Source organism: Symbiopectobacterium sp., from assembly GCF_047692315.1.
GTDB lineage: Bacteria > Pseudomonadota > Gammaproteobacteria > Enterobacterales > Enterobacteriaceae > Symbiopectobacterium.
The window spans coordinates 305354-320598 of record NZ_JBLLJS010000012.1 but is presented as its reverse complement, the minus strand read 5'-3'; the positions used below and the strand labels follow the sequence as shown (position 1 = coordinate 320598).

The following is a 15245-nucleotide window of genomic DNA, read 5'->3' as shown; positions in this document are numbered from 1 at the left end:
ATCATAATTCGGCCAGAAAAGGGAGGACCATTCGTGCTCACGCATGGTTATTATTCTCATTCACTTAGTCATGGCAACATCGTTGTAACAGGCATAAGCTGAACTGTCAAAGCAAAGAGTGAGGTGTAAACATCCTATGAATCAACAGCCGCAAGTAAAATACCGTCATGATTACCGTGCGCCGGACTATACCATCAGCGATATCGCGCTTGATTTTGTTCTGGATGCACAGAAGACGCACGTCACGGCAGTGAGCCAGGTGGTTTGTCAGGGAGAGGCGGGGGCGCCGCTAAAACTGGACGGTGAAGGGCTGACGCTGTTAAGTCTGAAAGTGAACGACCAGGCGTGGCCGCACTATCAGGTTGAGGATGATGGCTTGGTGTTAACGCAACTGCCCGCCGCTTTTACGCTCAGCATAGCAACAGAGATCAATCCTGCCGCCAACAGCGCACTCGAGGGACTATACCAATCCGGTGGTGCGCTTTGTACTCAGTGTGAATCGGAAGGGTTCCGCCACATTACCTATTATCTGGACCGCCCCGACGTCTTGGCGTGCTTCACTACCCGCATCACTGCGGATTCGGTTCGCTACCCTTATTTACTCTCCAATGGCAACCGTATTGCGCAAGGTGAATTGGACGATGGCCGACACTGGGTTGAATGGCAAGATCCGTTCCCGAAACCGTGCTATCTGTTTGCGCTGGTCGCAGGGGACTTCGATGTGCTCCGCGATAGCTTTATTACCCGTTCGGGACGCGAAGTGGCGCTGGAGCTGTATGTCGATCGCGGCAACCTCGATCGTGCAGGCTGGGCGATGACCTCACTGCAAAACGCCGTGAAATGGGATGAAACCCGTTTCGGTCTGGAGTATGACCTCGACATCTATATGATTGTCGCGGTGGACTTCTTTAATATGGGGGAGATGGAGAATAAAGGTCTCAACGTCTTTAACTCCAAATACGTGCTTGCCAAGGCGGAAACCGCTACCGATAAAGATTACCTGAACATTGAAGCGGTGATCGGCCATGAATATTTCCGCAACTGGACCGGTAACCGCATTACCTGTCGTGACTGGTTCCAGCTCAGCTTAAAAGAAGGGCTGATGGTGTTCCGCGATCAAGAGTTCAGCTCCGATCTGGGATCGCGCCCGGTAAACCGTATTGATAACGTGCGCGTGATGCGCGGTGCCCAGTTTGCCGAAGATGCCAGCCCGATGTCACACCCGATCCGCCCGGATCAAGTGATAGAAATGAATAACTTCTATACCTTAACGGTGTATGAGAAAGGCTCGGAAGTGATCCGCATGATGCACACGCTGCTGGGCGAGGAGAAATTTCAGGCGGGTATGCGCCTTTATGTAGAGCGCCATGACGGCAGCGCCGCCACCTGTGATGATTTTGTTCAGGCGATGGAAGATGCCTCGGGTGTGGATTTGACGTTGTTCCGCCGTTGGTACAGCCAGTCGGGTACACCGGTGGTGACGGTGCGTGACGATTATAATGCCGCAACGCACCAATATCTGCTGTCGGTCAGCCAAAAAACACCCGTGGGTGCCGATGTCAGGAAAAGCGTCCGCTGCATATCCCGTTGGATATTGAGCTGTACGATCAGCAGGGCAACGTTATTCCGTTGCAATATGCCGGTCAGCCGATCGATTCGGTGCTAAATTTGACCGAAGCAGAGCAAACATTTGTGTTCGATAACGTGCCGAGTCAGCCGATCCCTTCTTTATTAAGGGAGTTTTCTGCGCCGGTTAAGCTCAACTACGCGTGGAGCGATGCGCAACTGACCTTCCTGATGCGCCACGCACGCAATGATTTCTCGCGTTGGGATGCAGCACAAAGTCTGCTGGCGAACCATATTCGTCTCAACGTGGCGCGCTATCAGCAACAACAACCGCTCTCGCTGCCGCTGCATCTGGCGGATGCGTTCCGTGGGGTATTGCTGGATCCTGCGCTGGATCCGATGTTGGCTGCGCAGATTCTGACGCTGCCAAGCGAAAACGAGATGGCTGAACTGTTTGATATTATCGATCCATTAGCCATTGCGGCGGTGCGCGAAGCGATGGTACGCAAGCTGGCCACAGAACTGGCCGATGAATGGTTAGCGGTGTATCGCGTTAACGCCACCCCCGAGTACCGCATTAAACATGCTGATATTGGCAAACGTGCGCTGCGTAACACTTGCCTCTATTATCTGGCGTTTGGTGAAACGGCTCAGGTGGACGCGTTGGTGAGCACGCAGTACCAGCAGGCGGATAACATGACCGATGCGCTGGCGGCACTCTCAAGCGCGGTCAGCGCACAGCTGCCTGCGTGCGCTGGTCGGGGCGTTTGCCAGTGCCAACCCGGCAGCGTTTCATGCCGCTGATGGTGAGGGCTACCGCTTCCTGGCCGAGATCCTGACCGATCTCAATACGCGCAATCCGCAGGTGGCTGCACGTCTGATCGAGCCGTTGATCCGTCTGAAACGCTATGATGCGCCGCGTCAGGTGTTGATGCGTCAAGCATTAGAGCAATTGAAAACGCTGGATAACCTGTCTGGCGATCTGTTCGAGAAAATCAGTAAAGCGTTGCAAAGCTAACCTACTCTCAAGGTTCCCGTGTCAGGCGGGAACCTGTTTTCTGTGATAAACGTTTTACTTTCCTTCGCGATCTCATTACCATTCCCCGCCGTGCGTCAGGAAGTCACCCGCTCTATTCTTGTTTTTTGCATGCATGACTTTGGGATCTCAGGAGACACTATGTTCTATCCCGTAATCAAGAAGGCACTCTTCCAGCTCGATCCAGAACGGGCTCACGAATTTACCTTCCAGCAGTTACGTCGTCTATCTAATACACCGTTTAAATTTTTTATTCGCCAATCTGTTCCCACCAAACCTGTTAGCTGCATGGGCCTCTCATTTAAAAATCCACTCGGTTTAGCCGCAGGTCTGGATAAAGACGGCGATTGCATTGATGTGCTTGGGGCAATGGGCTTTGGCTTTATTGAAGTCGGCACGGTAACACCGCGTCCGCAGCCCGGTAATGATAAACCGCGTCTGTTTCGCGTTGTGGAGGCGGAAGGGTTAATTAACCGCATGGGTTTTAATAACCACGGCGTTGATAACCTGGTAGAGAACGTTAAAAAATCCCGTTTTGGCGGTGTGCTGGGAATTAATATTGGCAAGAATAAAGACACGCCGGTCGAGCAGGGTAAAGACGACTATTTGATTTGCATGGACAAGATCTATGCTCACGCTGGATATATTGCGATCAATATCTCTTCACCGAATACGCCGGGGTTGCGCTCTTTACAATATGGCGAAGCGCTGGACGATCTGTTACAGGCGGTTAAAAATAAACAGGAAGCCTTACATCAGCAGCACCAGAAATATGTGCCAGTTGCCGTGAAGATCGCTCCGGATCTTTCTGAAGAAGAATTGATCCAAATTGCTGACAGTCTGGTGCGTCATAACATTGATGGGGTGATTGCCACCAATACCACACTGGATCGCGATTTGATTCAGGGATTGAACCATTGTGGGCAAACCGGTGGTTTAAGCGGGCGACCATTACAACAGCGCAGCACTGAAGTTATTCGCCGTCTGGCGCAAGAATTGAATGGCCGCTTGCCGATTATTGGCGCTGGCGGGGTAGATTCGCTGATAGCAGCACGAGAAAAAATGGCGGCAGGGGCAGCGTTGGTGCAGATATATTCCGGCTTTATTTTTCACGGACCGCGCCTGATTAAAGATATCGTTACGCATATTTAATCCTTTCATCACATCATTTCTCACTGGGGGTTTATTTATTCCCCCAGCTAGTCTATATTTTACTCGTTTGTGCAATTAATCTTCTGTTCTACTAAAACGCAGCCAACGCACATACAACTCGACGTATGACGGGTATAAACCGTTTTTTTATCAGGGATGGCTAAGGTATGTGCCGAGCAGACGCAATTGCGTCGATGAATAACTCAGGGGGGAAGGTGAATAATATGAAGTTAAAACCTGACGACAATTGGCGCTGGTATTTTGACGCGGAACACGATCGTATGATGCTAGATTTAGCGAATGGCATGGTATTTCGTTCTCGCTTCTCTGCCAAAATGTTCACGCCCGATGCGTTTGCCCCTGCATCATTTTGCGTTGATGACGCAGCGTTATTTTTCACCTATCAGGAAAAATGTCAGCCTATTTCATTGCGACATGAATTACAGGAGGAACTGGTATTAAATGCGCTGGTGGCTCACCGTTATTTAAAACCCCTGATGCCAAAGAGTTGGTATTTTTCCCAGCAGCCCCACGAACAGCAGGCACCGCAATTGGGCGATGCAGTATGGGTGATGCTGGCAGAAAGTCAGGAAATTGCCTGTTTTATGGTGGTGGAGCACGGTGAAAAAGCTAGCCTGTGCGTGCTGGCGCAAGAGACATTAATGCTTAATGGCAAGACGATGCAGCTCGGTGAAGCGATTAAAATCATGCATGATCGCTTGTTGCCCCACCAGAGCACCCTGGCAGGTGCGATGCCATCCGCATCTTTCCCTTATGCCAAGGTGGTGTAGGCGCGTTATGTGTCAGGCAAGTACGATATCCCCTTGTGGTACGCAACTGCACGCCAGAATAGTGCCATCCTCGCGCACGGTACCTTGTTTCAAGGGTGACACCTCACCGCTGACCAGCATCATTTTGCAACAACCACACACCCCCGCGCGGCACGAATAGGGCTCGCGGACGCCATGCTGTTCCAACTGCTCTAACAAGATTTGCTGATTATTGCCCGGCAGCATTTTGCCTTGGTAGTACAGGGAAAGCCCTTGTGCAGATTGCGCGGGGCTTCAAGCGTAGCGGCCGGCGTTCCTGCTCCATAGACGCGCGGCGGCTTGGTTGCCAGCACGTCGACGCGATCGCCCACCCGAATGATGCCACTTTGGCGAGCCACCATATTCTGGCCAAAATCCACATCACCGTTTTCCGCTGTGCGGAAGGCTTGCAGTGTTGCGAGCGGCTCTCCCGAGGGATGCTTGCGCCCGCGCTCGGTGCTCACGGTGGTCAGCACACAGCGGCTGCATGGCTTGACCACATTGAAGATCACATCACCGATACGCAGCGTCTGCCAACTGTTTTCAGCAAAGGCATCGGCACCGGTCACGACAATATTGGGGCGGAACTGAATCAATTTGATACCGGCGTTGCAGCGCTGACGCACGGCTTGAAAAGAGGCTTCATTAACCAACAGATAAGGATAACCATCGGCAAAACCCAATGGGATTTCGGGAAAACGCTTCACGCGCCGCGACGGCGTATCACCCACCCAACGTAACTGTACCGGCCGTTTGAAATAGCCGCTCAGCCACTGGTTGACGTTATCGGGGGCAATACAGGCAGAAAAGTGGGTACCCCATACTTCAGTAGGCTGCGGCATGCCGGTGAAATCCGCATAGCGTATCAACGCGTGCTCGCCGTCGGGTGCGGTAAGAAACAGGCCATCAGGCAATATTGCCGGCGTAAACAGCACCATTTCGGGAAACTGCCGCGCAGTAATAAAGGTTCCATCGGGTTCAGTCACCATAAATGAACGGTCATACGCCAGACCACTTGGCGTGGCCAGCGCATGGGAAAGTTGCAAGCCGCGCAAGGATTTGACCGGGTGAACGTACAGTTGGGAAACGCCAATCATCAAGAGTACCTATCTGCTCAAAGGTATTTAACGCGGCAACTTTATGACAAGTCGACTGGATTAGCTATAATGCGGCTCAATTTTCTCTGTCATCCTTATATTGGTGATCGTCGTATTATGAATTCTCTGTTTGCCAGCACGGCGCGTGGTCTGGAAGAACTGCTTAAAAGCGAACTCGAAGCGTTGGGCGCGCAGGATTGCAGCCTGGTACAAGGCGGCGTGCATTTTCGAGGCGACGACCGCTTAATGTATCAAAGCCTGCTGTGGAGTCGTCTGGCATCACGCATCTTATTGCCGCTCGGCGAATGCAAGGTATACAGCGATCTGGATCTCTACCTGGGTGTTCAGGCGATTGACTGGACGTCGGTCTTTTCGGTAGATAGTGCATTTGTCGTTCACTTCACTGGCACCAACGAAGAAATTCGAAATTCGCAGTATGGCGCGCAAAAGGTGAAAGATGCCATTGTGGACAGCTTTGTGCGTAAAACCGACGAGCGGCCCAGTGTGACCAAACAGCAACCGGACATCCGGATTAACGTTTTTCTGCAACGCGAAACGGCCAGCATTGCGCTGGATCTCAGCGGTGAAGGCTTGCACCAGCGTGGCTATCGTGAAGGCACCGGCACGGCACCGTTGAAAGAAAACCTGGCGGCGGCTATTGTGCTGCGCTCGGGTTGGCAGCCGGGGACGCCGATGATCGATCCACTGTGCTGTTCCGGCACGCTGCTGATTGAAGCTGCGATGATGGCATCGGATCGCGCGCCGGGTCTGCGCCGCAATCATTGGGGATTCAGCGCCTGGCTAAGCCATAACGCTGAGCTGTGGCGTGACGTCCTGGCCGCGGCGCAGGTGAGGGCCAAACAAAGCCTGCAAACCACCACTTCCCGCTTCTATGGTTCAGACAATGACAGCCGGGTGATTGAACTGGCGCGCGCAAATGCGCGCCGTGCCGGCGTCAGTGAATTGATAACGCTTTCCGTACAGGATGCGGTGCAACTGCGTAATCCGCTGCCGCAAGGGCCGACCGGAACGGTGCTAAGTAACCCGCCTTACGGTGAGCGTCTGGAAAGTGAACCGGCGCTGATCGCGCTGCACAATATGCTGGGACGCAAGCTTAAAAGTGAGTTTGGTGGCTGGACGCTGTCATTGTTCAGCGCGTCGCCAGAGTTGTTAACCAGCCTGCCGCTGCGCGCTGAGCGCCAGTTTAAAGCCAAAAACGGGCCGCTGGATTGCGTACAAAAAAACTATCGCATCAGTGCGGCACCCGACGTTGCTGCGGATGAAAGCACTGCGCCACGTGTCAGTGCGGAGATCGCCCCCGATTTTGCCAATCGCCTGCGTAAAAACTGTCGCAAACTGGAAAAGTGGGCCAGGCAGCAGGGTATCGAATGTTATCGCTTGTATGATGCCGATCTGCCGGAATATAACGTCGCTATCGATCGCTACGGCAGTTGGGCGGTGGTGCAGGAGTACGCGCCGCCAAAAACCGTCGATCCGCAAAAAGCGCGTCAGCGCGTGTTTGATATCATCAATGCGATGCTGCATGTGCTGGAACTACCCGCCAATCGTCTGGTGCTGAAAACCCGCGAACGGCAAAAGGGCAAAAGCCAATATGAAAAACTGGCGCAGAAGGGCGACTTCCTGCTGATGCAGGAGTATAACGCCAAACTGTGGGTTAACCTGACGGATTATCTCGATACCGGCCTGTTTCTCGATCACCGTATCGCACGCAAGATGCTGGGTGAGATGAGCAAAGGTAAAGACTTTTTGAACTTATTTGCCTATACCGGCACGGCCAGCGTCCATGCGGGCCTCGGCGGTGCGCGCACCACCACGGTGGATATGTCGCGCACCTATCTGGAGTGGGCGGAGAGGAACCTGAGCAGCAATGGGCTGGCAGGGCGTCAGCACCGCCTTATTCAGGCGGATTGTCTGGGGTGGATGCGCGAAACACGGGAACAGTTTGATCTGATTTTTATCGATCCTCCCACGTTTTCGAACTCGAAACGCATGGCGGACGCCTTTGACGTGCAGCGTGACCATCTGGCGCTGATGAAAGATTTACAGCGTATGCTGCGTCGGGGCGGCACCATTCTGTTTTCCAACAACAAACGCGGTTTCCAGATAGATACGGCCGGCATTGCTGCCCTTGGGCTTAGCGCCACGGAAATCAGCGAGAAAACCCTTTCATTAGATTTTGCCCGCAATCGCCAGATCCACAACTGCTGGCTGGTACGACACGCGGGTGAGGATAAGTAAGTCATGTCATTAATTAGCGTCTCGGATGCCTGGCTGTCGTTCAGCGATGCGCCTTTGCTCGACAACACCGAACCGCACATTGAAGAAAACGAACGCGTCTGCCTGGTCGGACGTAACGGTGCAGGGAAGTCTACTCTGCTGAAAATTCTGGCGCGCGAAGTGCGGTTGGATGATGGGCGTATTGTTTATGAGCAGGATCTGATCGTTTCCCGTTTGCAACAGGATCCGCCGCGTGACGTAGCGGGCAGCGTATTTGATTTTGTGGCGGAAGGGGTAGCCGAGCAAGCGGATTACCTCAAACGTTATCACGATACTCTTCGTCTGGTCGAACAGGATCCCAGCGATAAGAACCTCAATCAGTTGGCGGTGCTCCAGGAAACGTTGAAAACCCAAGGGTTGTGGCAGCTGGAAAATCGTATCCACGATGTGCTGGCGCAATTGGGGTTGATGGCGGATGCGCCGTTGTCTTCGCTCTCGGGCGGCTGGCTGCGTAAGGCTGCGCTGGGGCGCGCGCTGGTCAGCGGGCCGAAAGTCTTGTTGCTGGATGAACCCACCAACCACATGGATATCGAAACTATCGACTGGCTGGAAAGCTTCCTGAAAACGTTACAGGGCAGTATCGTCTTCATCTCCCACGACCGTTCCTTTATTCTCAATATGGCGACACGCATTGTCGATCTCGATCGCGGTAAGCTGGTCTCCTGGCCTGGCAATTACGACAAGTACTTGCTGGGTAAAGAAGAGGCGTTGCGCGTGGAAGAGCTGCAAAATGCCGAGTTCGATCGCAAACTGGCGCAGGAAGAGGTGTGGATCCGTCAGGGCATCAAGGCTCGTCGCACGCGTAACGAAGGCTGGGTACGTGCGCTCAAAGCAATGCGTCAGGAGCGTTCACAGCGCCGCGAAGTGATGGGTTCTGCCAAGATTCAGGTGGAAGAGGCGGCTCGCTCCGGCAAGATCGTGTTTGAACTGGAAAACGTCGATTATCACATCGGGGATAAAAACCTGGTGCGGGGATTCTCTGCGCAGGTGTTGCGTGGCGATAAGATAGCGCTGGTCGGGCCAAATGGCTGCGGTAAAACCACGCTGCTGAAACTGCTATTGGGCGATCTGCAAGCGACACACGGTCGCGTTCATTGCGGCACCAAGCTGGAAGTCGCTTATTTTGACCAGTACCGCGCAGAACTCGATCCTGAACGTACGGTGATGGATAACCTGGCCGAAGGCAAACAGGAATTGATGGTCAACGGCCGTTCGCGTCATGTGCTGGGCTATCTGCAAGATTTCCTGTTTCATCCGAAACGGGCGATGACGCCAGTAAAAGCCCTCTCAGGCGGTGAGCGTAACCGACTGTTGCTGGCGCGCTTGTTCCTCAAACCCAGCAACCTGTTGATCCTTGACGAACCCACCAACGATCTTGATGTGGAAACGCTGGAGTTGCTGGAGGAGTTGATCGACAGTTATCAGAGCACTGTACTGCTGGTGAGCCATGACCGTCAATTTGTTGATAACTCGGTTACCGAGTGCTGGATATTTGAAGGTGACGGGTGTATTAACCGTTATGTGGGCGGTTATTATGACGCGCAGCAACAGCGTGCAGAAGCGGTGCTGCTGCGTAAAGTAACGCCTGCTGTGGCAGAAAAAACCGCAGAGCCAAAAGAGGTAACACAAAGCGCACCAAGCGCTAAACGTCAAACAGGCAAACTCAGCTATAACCAGCAGCGTGAATTGGAGCAGCTACCCCAGAAGCTTGAGCAACTGGAGCAGTCCATTGCGGCGTTACAAGCACAAATGAGCGATGCCGATTTCTTTACCCGCCCGTATGATGAAACGCAAAAGGTATTGAATGCATTGGCTGCATTGGCAGAAGCGGAGCAGGAGCTGGAAGTGTGTTTTGAACGCTGGGAAGCCTTGGAAACGCAGAAAAACGGCTAACTTTGCGTATACTACCAGAAGGTAGACGCCTTCTAACGGTAACCACGGCGTACGATATACCGTGCCGTGGGTAGCACGTGCCTTCTACAGGTTAACGGCGGCGGCGCTTCTCAGGGAAGCGCCGTGCGGCGAAAGATAAAGGAGACGGTGCGTGTGCGATCATAACGCGAAACATGACGATTACATGCTGTGCCCGCAGTGCGACATGCTGGTGGAATTGCCCGCGTTGGTGCATGGGCAAAAAGCAGTGTGTCCACGCTGCGAATCAACCTTGACCCATCGGCAGAATCAGGCGCACCAGCGTTCCATTGGTTTCGCCTTTAGCGCTTTGCTGATGCTGGCGCTGGCGAACGCCTTCCCGTTTGTTTATATGCGTGTAGCGGGCATCACCAGCGAAATATCGCTGTTCGAGATCCCGCAGGTGATGGTGTCTGATAATTACGCCAGCGTCGCCTTTCTGTTTTTGTTGTTTGTTCAGGTGGTGCCCGCGATCTCCATGGTGATGGTGGTCATGCTGTCGCTGCGATCTGCCCTGCCATTGCTGATAAAACGGCTGATGGTAACCTGGCTGTTCTGGTTGAAAAGCTGGGGAATGGCCGAAATTTTTCTCGCCGGCGTACTGGTGAGTTTCGTTAAGCTGATGTCTTACGGCGATATTGGCGTGGGCACGGGCTTTGTGCCTTATGTGTTGTTTTGCCTGCTGCAATTGTTGGCTTATCAGAGTCTGGATCGGCGGCGCGTCTGGAATGATGTGGTACCCGTGCCGCAACTGCCGTTTGCGCCTCAGACCGGGCGATCGGGTCTGGCGCAAGGGTTACGCTCCTGCACCTGCTGCACGGCGATTTTACCCGCCGACCAGTGGGAATGCCCGCGCTGCCATCGTCACGGGCACGCTCGGCGCAAAAACAGCCTGCAATGGACGTTGGCGCTGTTGCTGACCTCGGTACTGCTCTATGTTCCTTCCAACCTATTGCCGATCATGATCACTGAAGCGTTAGGCAGCAGTGAAACATCTACCATCATGTCTGGTGTGGTCTTGCTATGGGGAATGGGCTCTTACCCGGTCGCGCTGGTGATCTTTATCGCCAGTATTATGGTGCCATCGCTAAAGATGCTGGCTCTGGCGTGGCTGTGTTGGAGTGCGGCGGGTAAAGGGCGGCAGGATAATGAACGCCTGCACGTGGTGTACGAAATTGTAGAGTTTGTCGGGCGCTGGTCGATGATCGATGTGTTTGTGATTGCCGTATTGTCGGCCATGGTGCGTATCGGCCAGCTCATGAGCGTTTATCCGGCAATCGGTGCGGTATTGTTCGCGCTGGTGGTTATTTTGACCATGTTTGCCGCCATGACTTTTGATCCCCGCTTGTTGTGGGATCGCCAGCGTGATGATGACCAGGAGGAATCAGCCATTGGCGAAAAATAATTATACAGTCGCAAACGTGGAAGCGATTAAACGCTGGTCGCCAGTGTGGATTGTGCCCATTGTGACGGTGCTTATCGGTGCCTGGATTTTATTTTACCACTTCAGTCATTTGGGGCCGCAGATTACGCTAACCACGCAAAGCGCCGAAGGGATTGTTGCCGGTAAAACGACTATCAAAAGCCGCAGCGTTGATGTGGGCGTGGTGGAGAGCGTGGTATTGAGTGACGACCTGCGGCAGGTTGAGATCGTGGCGCGTTTACATACGGGGATGAGCAAGTTGCTGCGCCATGACTCCGTGTTCTGGGTGGTGAAACCGCAGATTGGCCGTGAAGGCGTCTCAGGACTGGGCACGTTGCTGTCTGGCGCGTTCATTGAACTCCAGCCAGGTGTGAGCAGTGAAGCGCGCAGCGAATTTGCGCTGTTGGGTTCACCGCCGCTGGCGCCGCCGCACGCCAAAGGGATCCGTATTTTGCTCGACAGCGAACGTTCGGGCCAATTGAATGCCGGTGATCCAGTACTGTTTCGCGGTTATCGCGTCGGCTCGGTAGAAACGAGTGAATTCGATACCAACGCACGACAAATGCGCTATCAGCTGTTTATTACAGCGCCTTACGACAGTCTGGTGACCAGCAATGTTCGCTTCTGGAAAGACAGCGGTGTCACGCTGGATATGTCGGCGCAGGGCATGCGGGTGGAAATGGGGTCGTTAACCACCTTGTTCAGCGGCGGTGTCAGCTTTGACGTGCCGGCTGGTTGGGAACTGGGTGAGCGAGTGAAAGATCGTGCGCAATATCAGCTCTTTGATAACGAGCGCAGCATTCAGGATTCGCTCTACACGGATTACAAGGAATATGTGATGTTCTTTGATGAGTCTATTCGTGGGTTGCAGGTGGGTGCGCCGGTGGAGTTTCGTGGCATTCGCCTGGGCACGGTAGCACAAGCGCCGCTGGTGACGACCAACTTCAAACAGGATATGGACAGGGATTACCGTATCCCGGTGCTGATCCGTGTTGAACCTGCACGGTTTGAAAAGATTATCGGCAAAGAGTTTGATTACCAGAAGCAGCTTGCTGATGCGCAGGCTATGGGGCTGCGCGCCTCCCTGAAGACGGCCAACCTGCTCACCGGTGCCTTGTTTATCGATCTCGACTTCTATCCCAAAACGCGTGGCAACAGTACGGGACCTTTGCGTGTGGTTGATGGGTATCCGGTGCTGCCGACCATGGGCGGCGGCCTGTCGCAGATCCAGCAAAAACTGATGGCGGTGCTGGATAAGATTAACGACCTGCCGTTAACGCCAATGGTGAGCGAGGCGACCAAAACGCTGGCAGAAAGCCAGTCAACGCTGCGTGAGCTGAAAAAGACGCTCGCCTCGTTAAACCAGATAACCTCCAGTAAAGCGATGCAGGCGCTGCCGCAGGAGATGCAGCAAACCTTGCAAGAACTGAACCGCAGCATGCAAGGGCTACAGCCTGGCTCGCCAGCCTATAACCGACTGGTGGCGAACATGCAACGTCTGGATCAGGTGCTAAGAGAATTGCAGCCAGTATTGCGCACGCTGAATGACAAAAGCAATGCATTGATCTTCCAGGCACCAGAGAGTGAAGATCCCCAACCGAAGAAGGCGAAACCATGAGTAAAGGATGGCTGGTGGGGATGGCGTTGCTGTTAAGCGCATGCAGTAGCACAACGCCAAAAACCTATTATCAACTGCCATTGCCGCCCGTGGCGGTGGCAGGGAAAACGGATTTAACCGCCGCCCGCACGCTGTGGCTTTCCCACGTTTCGCTGGCGGATTATCTCAGCACCTCGGGTCTGGTTTACCAGACCAATGATGTCCGTTATGTCATTGCCAGCAATAACCTGTGGGCCAGCCCGCTGGAGCAGCAGTTGCAACAGACATTGCAAAGCAGCCTGAATGCGGGCTTGCCGGGGTGGGCAGTCAGTGCGCAGCCGTTGGGCGCTGCGCCATCAGAACTGGCCGTGACAGTCAAAGCTTTCCATGGCCGCTATGATGGGAAAGCCGTGGTGCAAGGCGAGTGGACGTTGCAGCGCGGCGATCGATTGCTGCGCCAGCCGTTCAGTCTGGTGCTGCCTGTGAAAGAAGATGGCTATGATGCATTGGTGAAAACCCTGGCACAAGGCTGGCAGCAGGTCGCACAATCCATTGCTGTGCAGATTCAACGCAGCGAGTAACATTCTGCTATAGGAAAGAATTATCTAACACACTGTAATTTAAGGTGTTATTGATTGTCACTTAGCACCGTTTTTATGCATTTTCTTGTTTGCAGTGCGCCATGATGGCGCGCTGTGCCTTCCTTAGTTATCCCTGAATGCCATTTTCACCTTGTGTATCAATCGCTTATTTTTTGGCACGAATGCTGCAATGTTAATCGCATAACATTATGACTGCGAATGACAGGGCACTAACATGCAGCAAGACGATGCCTCTTCCGCTACACCTGACGCCAATGTGCGCATTGATCTCATCGCACGTATCGAAGCGTCATTCAGTCAGCAAACCCCCAGCGGTAAGCGTATCGCTAGGTGGCTGCTCAATAATCTGGCGCAAATTCCGTTTGAATCGGCTGACAGTATTGCCGGTTATACCGGCAATACAGGGATTACCGTGGGGCGCTATCTGCGCAAGCTGGGCTATCGCAATCTGGAAGATGTCAAAGCGAGCCTGCGTGCCGATGCGCTGGCACCTTACCGCCCTTGGGGGGTCACCGACCGTCTGGATGCCTGGCAACAACAGCGCACTCTGTCGGATCTCCTTAGCCAGTCTCTGCGTCTGGAGGTCGATGCCATTCAGGACGTTTATCGTCTGGCGCAAACGGATACCTTCGCGCGCATCAGCCAACAACTGGCCGAAGCGGAAGCCGTGTTTATTCTCGGTATCCAGTCTACGCGCGGTATTGCCAACGCGTTTTTTAGCCACCTGGAATATTTGCGCCCACGCGTGAGCTATGTAGATGGGCTTTCTGGCACCTGGGTGGAGTCGCTCAACTCAGAGTACCAACGCCCTTATGTGGTAGTGACCGATACGCGCGCCTATTCCACGGTGGCCCGACAATATTGTCATGCGGCCAGTGACCGGCAGATTCCTCTGGAGCTGATTACCGATCTCTGGTGCCCCTGGGCACGTGATTACCCGATGGATTTATTGCAAGTAAAAACCGATACTGGCCATTTCTGGGATTCGCTGGCGCCGATTACCTGTCTGTTTAATCTGCTGCTCTCTGCGGTAGTGGAACAGTTGGGTGACAAGCTTTCAGCGAGACTGGCGCTTAACCGTGCCTTGCAAACGGAATTTAGCCAATTTGAACAGTAAACAGGACAACACATGACGGATGCTATCGAACTGGTGGATCTGGCGCAGACGCTACCCCAGCTGATTATCGATATGAAATATGCCACGGCTGATAACCTGACTGGTTATCCCATTTATGCCGAAGCGCTGTGCCTGTTGCACCCGGACGCAGCGCAGGGGTTGGCGCGCAGCGTCGCCGTTGCCGAACAGAGCGGGTATCGGCTGCAACTTTACGATGCTTATCGACCCCATGCTGCGCAGATACGTCTGTGGGATGCCTGTCCCGATCCGCGCTTTGTAGCATCGCTGGCGGTGGGTTCGCACCACAGTCGCGGCGTGGCGGTGGATGTCACTCTGTTGGATGAACAGGGCAAGGCGCTGGATATGGGCACTGGCTTCGATGAAATGAATGAAAAGTCCTATGCGTGGTGTGCGGCTCTGCCCGTCACCGTGCAACGTAACCGGCTGCAACTCTATGCCGTGATGGCGGCAGGTGGCTTCGTCGGTATTGAAACGGAATGGTGGCATTTTGAACTGCCGGATGCTGACCGTTACCCCCTGTTGCCCGATCGGTTTGGTTGCACGTTGCCGAACTGCCGGACCGCTGTTTGATTGTTGCGCTATGCGCTAACCGTTTGACTATCACCAGGAGCTGAAT

Annotated in this window: 9 protein-coding genes and 2 pseudogenes; 10 read left to right on the top strand and 1 reads right to left on the bottom strand. The window is 53.8% G+C overall.

Going from position 1 to position 15245, the window contains the following annotated elements; all coding sequences use genetic code 11:
- Positions 1 to 136 precede the first annotated feature (136 nt).
- The 3 genes and pseudogenes from pepN to ACMZI0_RS05830 all read left to right on the top strand — a co-directional run bounded on the left by pepN (position 137) and on the right by ACMZI0_RS05830 (position 4545).
- A pseudogene (gene pepN / locus ACMZI0_RS05840) lies at positions 137 to 2584 on the top strand (aminopeptidase N).
- Between the two features lie 159 nt (positions 2585 to 2743).
- A complete protein-coding gene (gene pyrD, locus ACMZI0_RS05835; RefSeq protein ID WP_415672254.1) occupies positions 2744 to 3754 on the top strand; it encodes a quinone-dependent dihydroorotate dehydrogenase in 1011 nt (336 codons plus the stop codon).
- A 224-nt stretch (positions 3755 to 3978) separates the two neighbouring features.
- Positions 3979 to 4545 (top strand): cell division protein ZapC, encoded by a 567-nt coding sequence (locus ACMZI0_RS05830; RefSeq protein ID WP_415672253.1) that lies wholly within the window; start codon positions 3979 to 3981, stop codon positions 4543 to 4545.
- Between the two features lie 12 nt (positions 4546 to 4557).
- Here the strand turns inward: ACMZI0_RS05830 and ACMZI0_RS05825 are convergent.
- A pseudogene (locus ACMZI0_RS05825) lies at positions 4558 to 5660 on the bottom strand (YcbX family protein).
- Between the two features lie 117 nt (positions 5661 to 5777).
- Here ACMZI0_RS05825 and rlmKL point away from each other — a divergent pair.
- The 7 genes from rlmKL (at position 5778) to ddpX (ending at position 15199) form a co-directional block, all read left to right on the top strand.
- Positions 5778 to 7919, top strand: a complete 2142-nt coding sequence (gene rlmKL / locus ACMZI0_RS05820) for a bifunctional 23S rRNA (guanine(2069)-N(7))-methyltransferase RlmK/23S rRNA (guanine(2445)-N(2))-methyltransferase RlmL (protein ID WP_415672357.1) — start codon at positions 5778 to 5780, stop codon at positions 7917 to 7919.
- A 3-nt stretch (positions 7920 to 7922) separates the two neighbouring features.
- Positions 7923 to 9851 carry an ABC transporter ATP-binding protein gene (locus tag ACMZI0_RS05815; RefSeq protein ID WP_415672252.1) on the top strand — a complete coding sequence of 643 codons (1929 nt, stop codon included), beginning with the start codon at positions 7923 to 7925 and terminating at the stop codon, positions 9849 to 9851.
- 184 nt (positions 9852 to 10035) lie between these two features.
- Entirely contained in the window at positions 10036 to 11274 is a 1239-nt protein-coding gene (gene pqiA, locus ACMZI0_RS05810) for a membrane integrity-associated transporter subunit PqiA (protein ID WP_415672356.1), read from the top strand.
- Positions 11261 to 12910 carry an intermembrane transport protein PqiB gene (pqiB, locus tag ACMZI0_RS05805; RefSeq protein ID WP_415672251.1) on the top strand — a complete coding sequence of 550 codons (1650 nt, stop codon included), beginning with the start codon at positions 11261 to 11263 and terminating at the stop codon, positions 12908 to 12910. The genes pqiA and pqiB overlap by 14 nt, the downstream gene beginning before the upstream one ends.
- Positions 12907 to 13470, top strand: a complete 564-nt coding sequence (gene pqiC / locus ACMZI0_RS05800; RefSeq protein ID WP_415672250.1) for a membrane integrity-associated transporter subunit PqiC — start codon at positions 12907 to 12909, stop codon at positions 13468 to 13470. The genes pqiB and pqiC overlap by 4 nt, the downstream gene beginning before the upstream one ends.
- A gap of 235 nt (positions 13471 to 13705) precedes the next feature.
- The gene (locus tag ACMZI0_RS05795) at positions 13706 to 14608 is read left to right on the top strand and encodes a MurR/RpiR family transcriptional regulator (protein WP_415672249.1); all 903 of its coding nucleotides are present in this window, start codon (positions 13706 to 13708) and stop codon (positions 14606 to 14608) included.
- 12 nt (positions 14609 to 14620) lie between these two features.
- On the top strand, positions 14621 to 15199 hold the full coding sequence (ddpX, locus tag ACMZI0_RS05790; RefSeq protein ID WP_415672248.1) for a D-alanyl-D-alanine dipeptidase: 579 nt from the start codon (positions 14621 to 14623) through the stop codon (positions 15197 to 15199).
- The last annotated feature ends 46 nt before the right edge of the window (positions 15200 to 15245 follow it).

What these genes read in the sequence shown, in the direction of transcription:
- ACMZI0_RS05795 (WP_415672249.1), top strand. Translation starts at nt 13,706, where the DNA reads ATGCAGCAAGACGATGCCTCTTCCGCTACACCTGACGCCAATGTGCGC.
- pyrD (WP_415672254.1), top strand. Translation starts at nt 2,744, where the DNA reads ATGTTCTATCCCGTAATCAAGAAGGCACTCTTCCAGCTCGATCCAGAA.
- pqiC (WP_415672250.1), top strand. Translation starts at nt 12,907, where the DNA reads ATGAGTAAAGGATGGCTGGTGGGGATGGCGTTGCTGTTAAGCGCATGC.
- pqiA (WP_415672356.1), top strand. Translation starts at nt 10,036, where the DNA reads ATGCTGTGCCCGCAGTGCGACATGCTGGTGGAATTGCCCGCGTTGGTG.
- ACMZI0_RS05830 (WP_415672253.1), top strand. Translation starts at nt 3,979, where the DNA reads ATGAAGTTAAAACCTGACGACAATTGGCGCTGGTATTTTGACGCGGAA.
- ACMZI0_RS05815 (WP_415672252.1), top strand. Translation starts at nt 7,923, where the DNA reads ATGTCATTAATTAGCGTCTCGGATGCCTGGCTGTCGTTCAGCGATGCG.
- ddpX (WP_415672248.1), top strand. Translation starts at nt 14,621, where the DNA reads ATGACGGATGCTATCGAACTGGTGGATCTGGCGCAGACGCTACCCCAG.
- rlmKL (WP_415672357.1), top strand. Translation starts at nt 5,778, where the DNA reads ATGAATTCTCTGTTTGCCAGCACGGCGCGTGGTCTGGAAGAACTGCTT.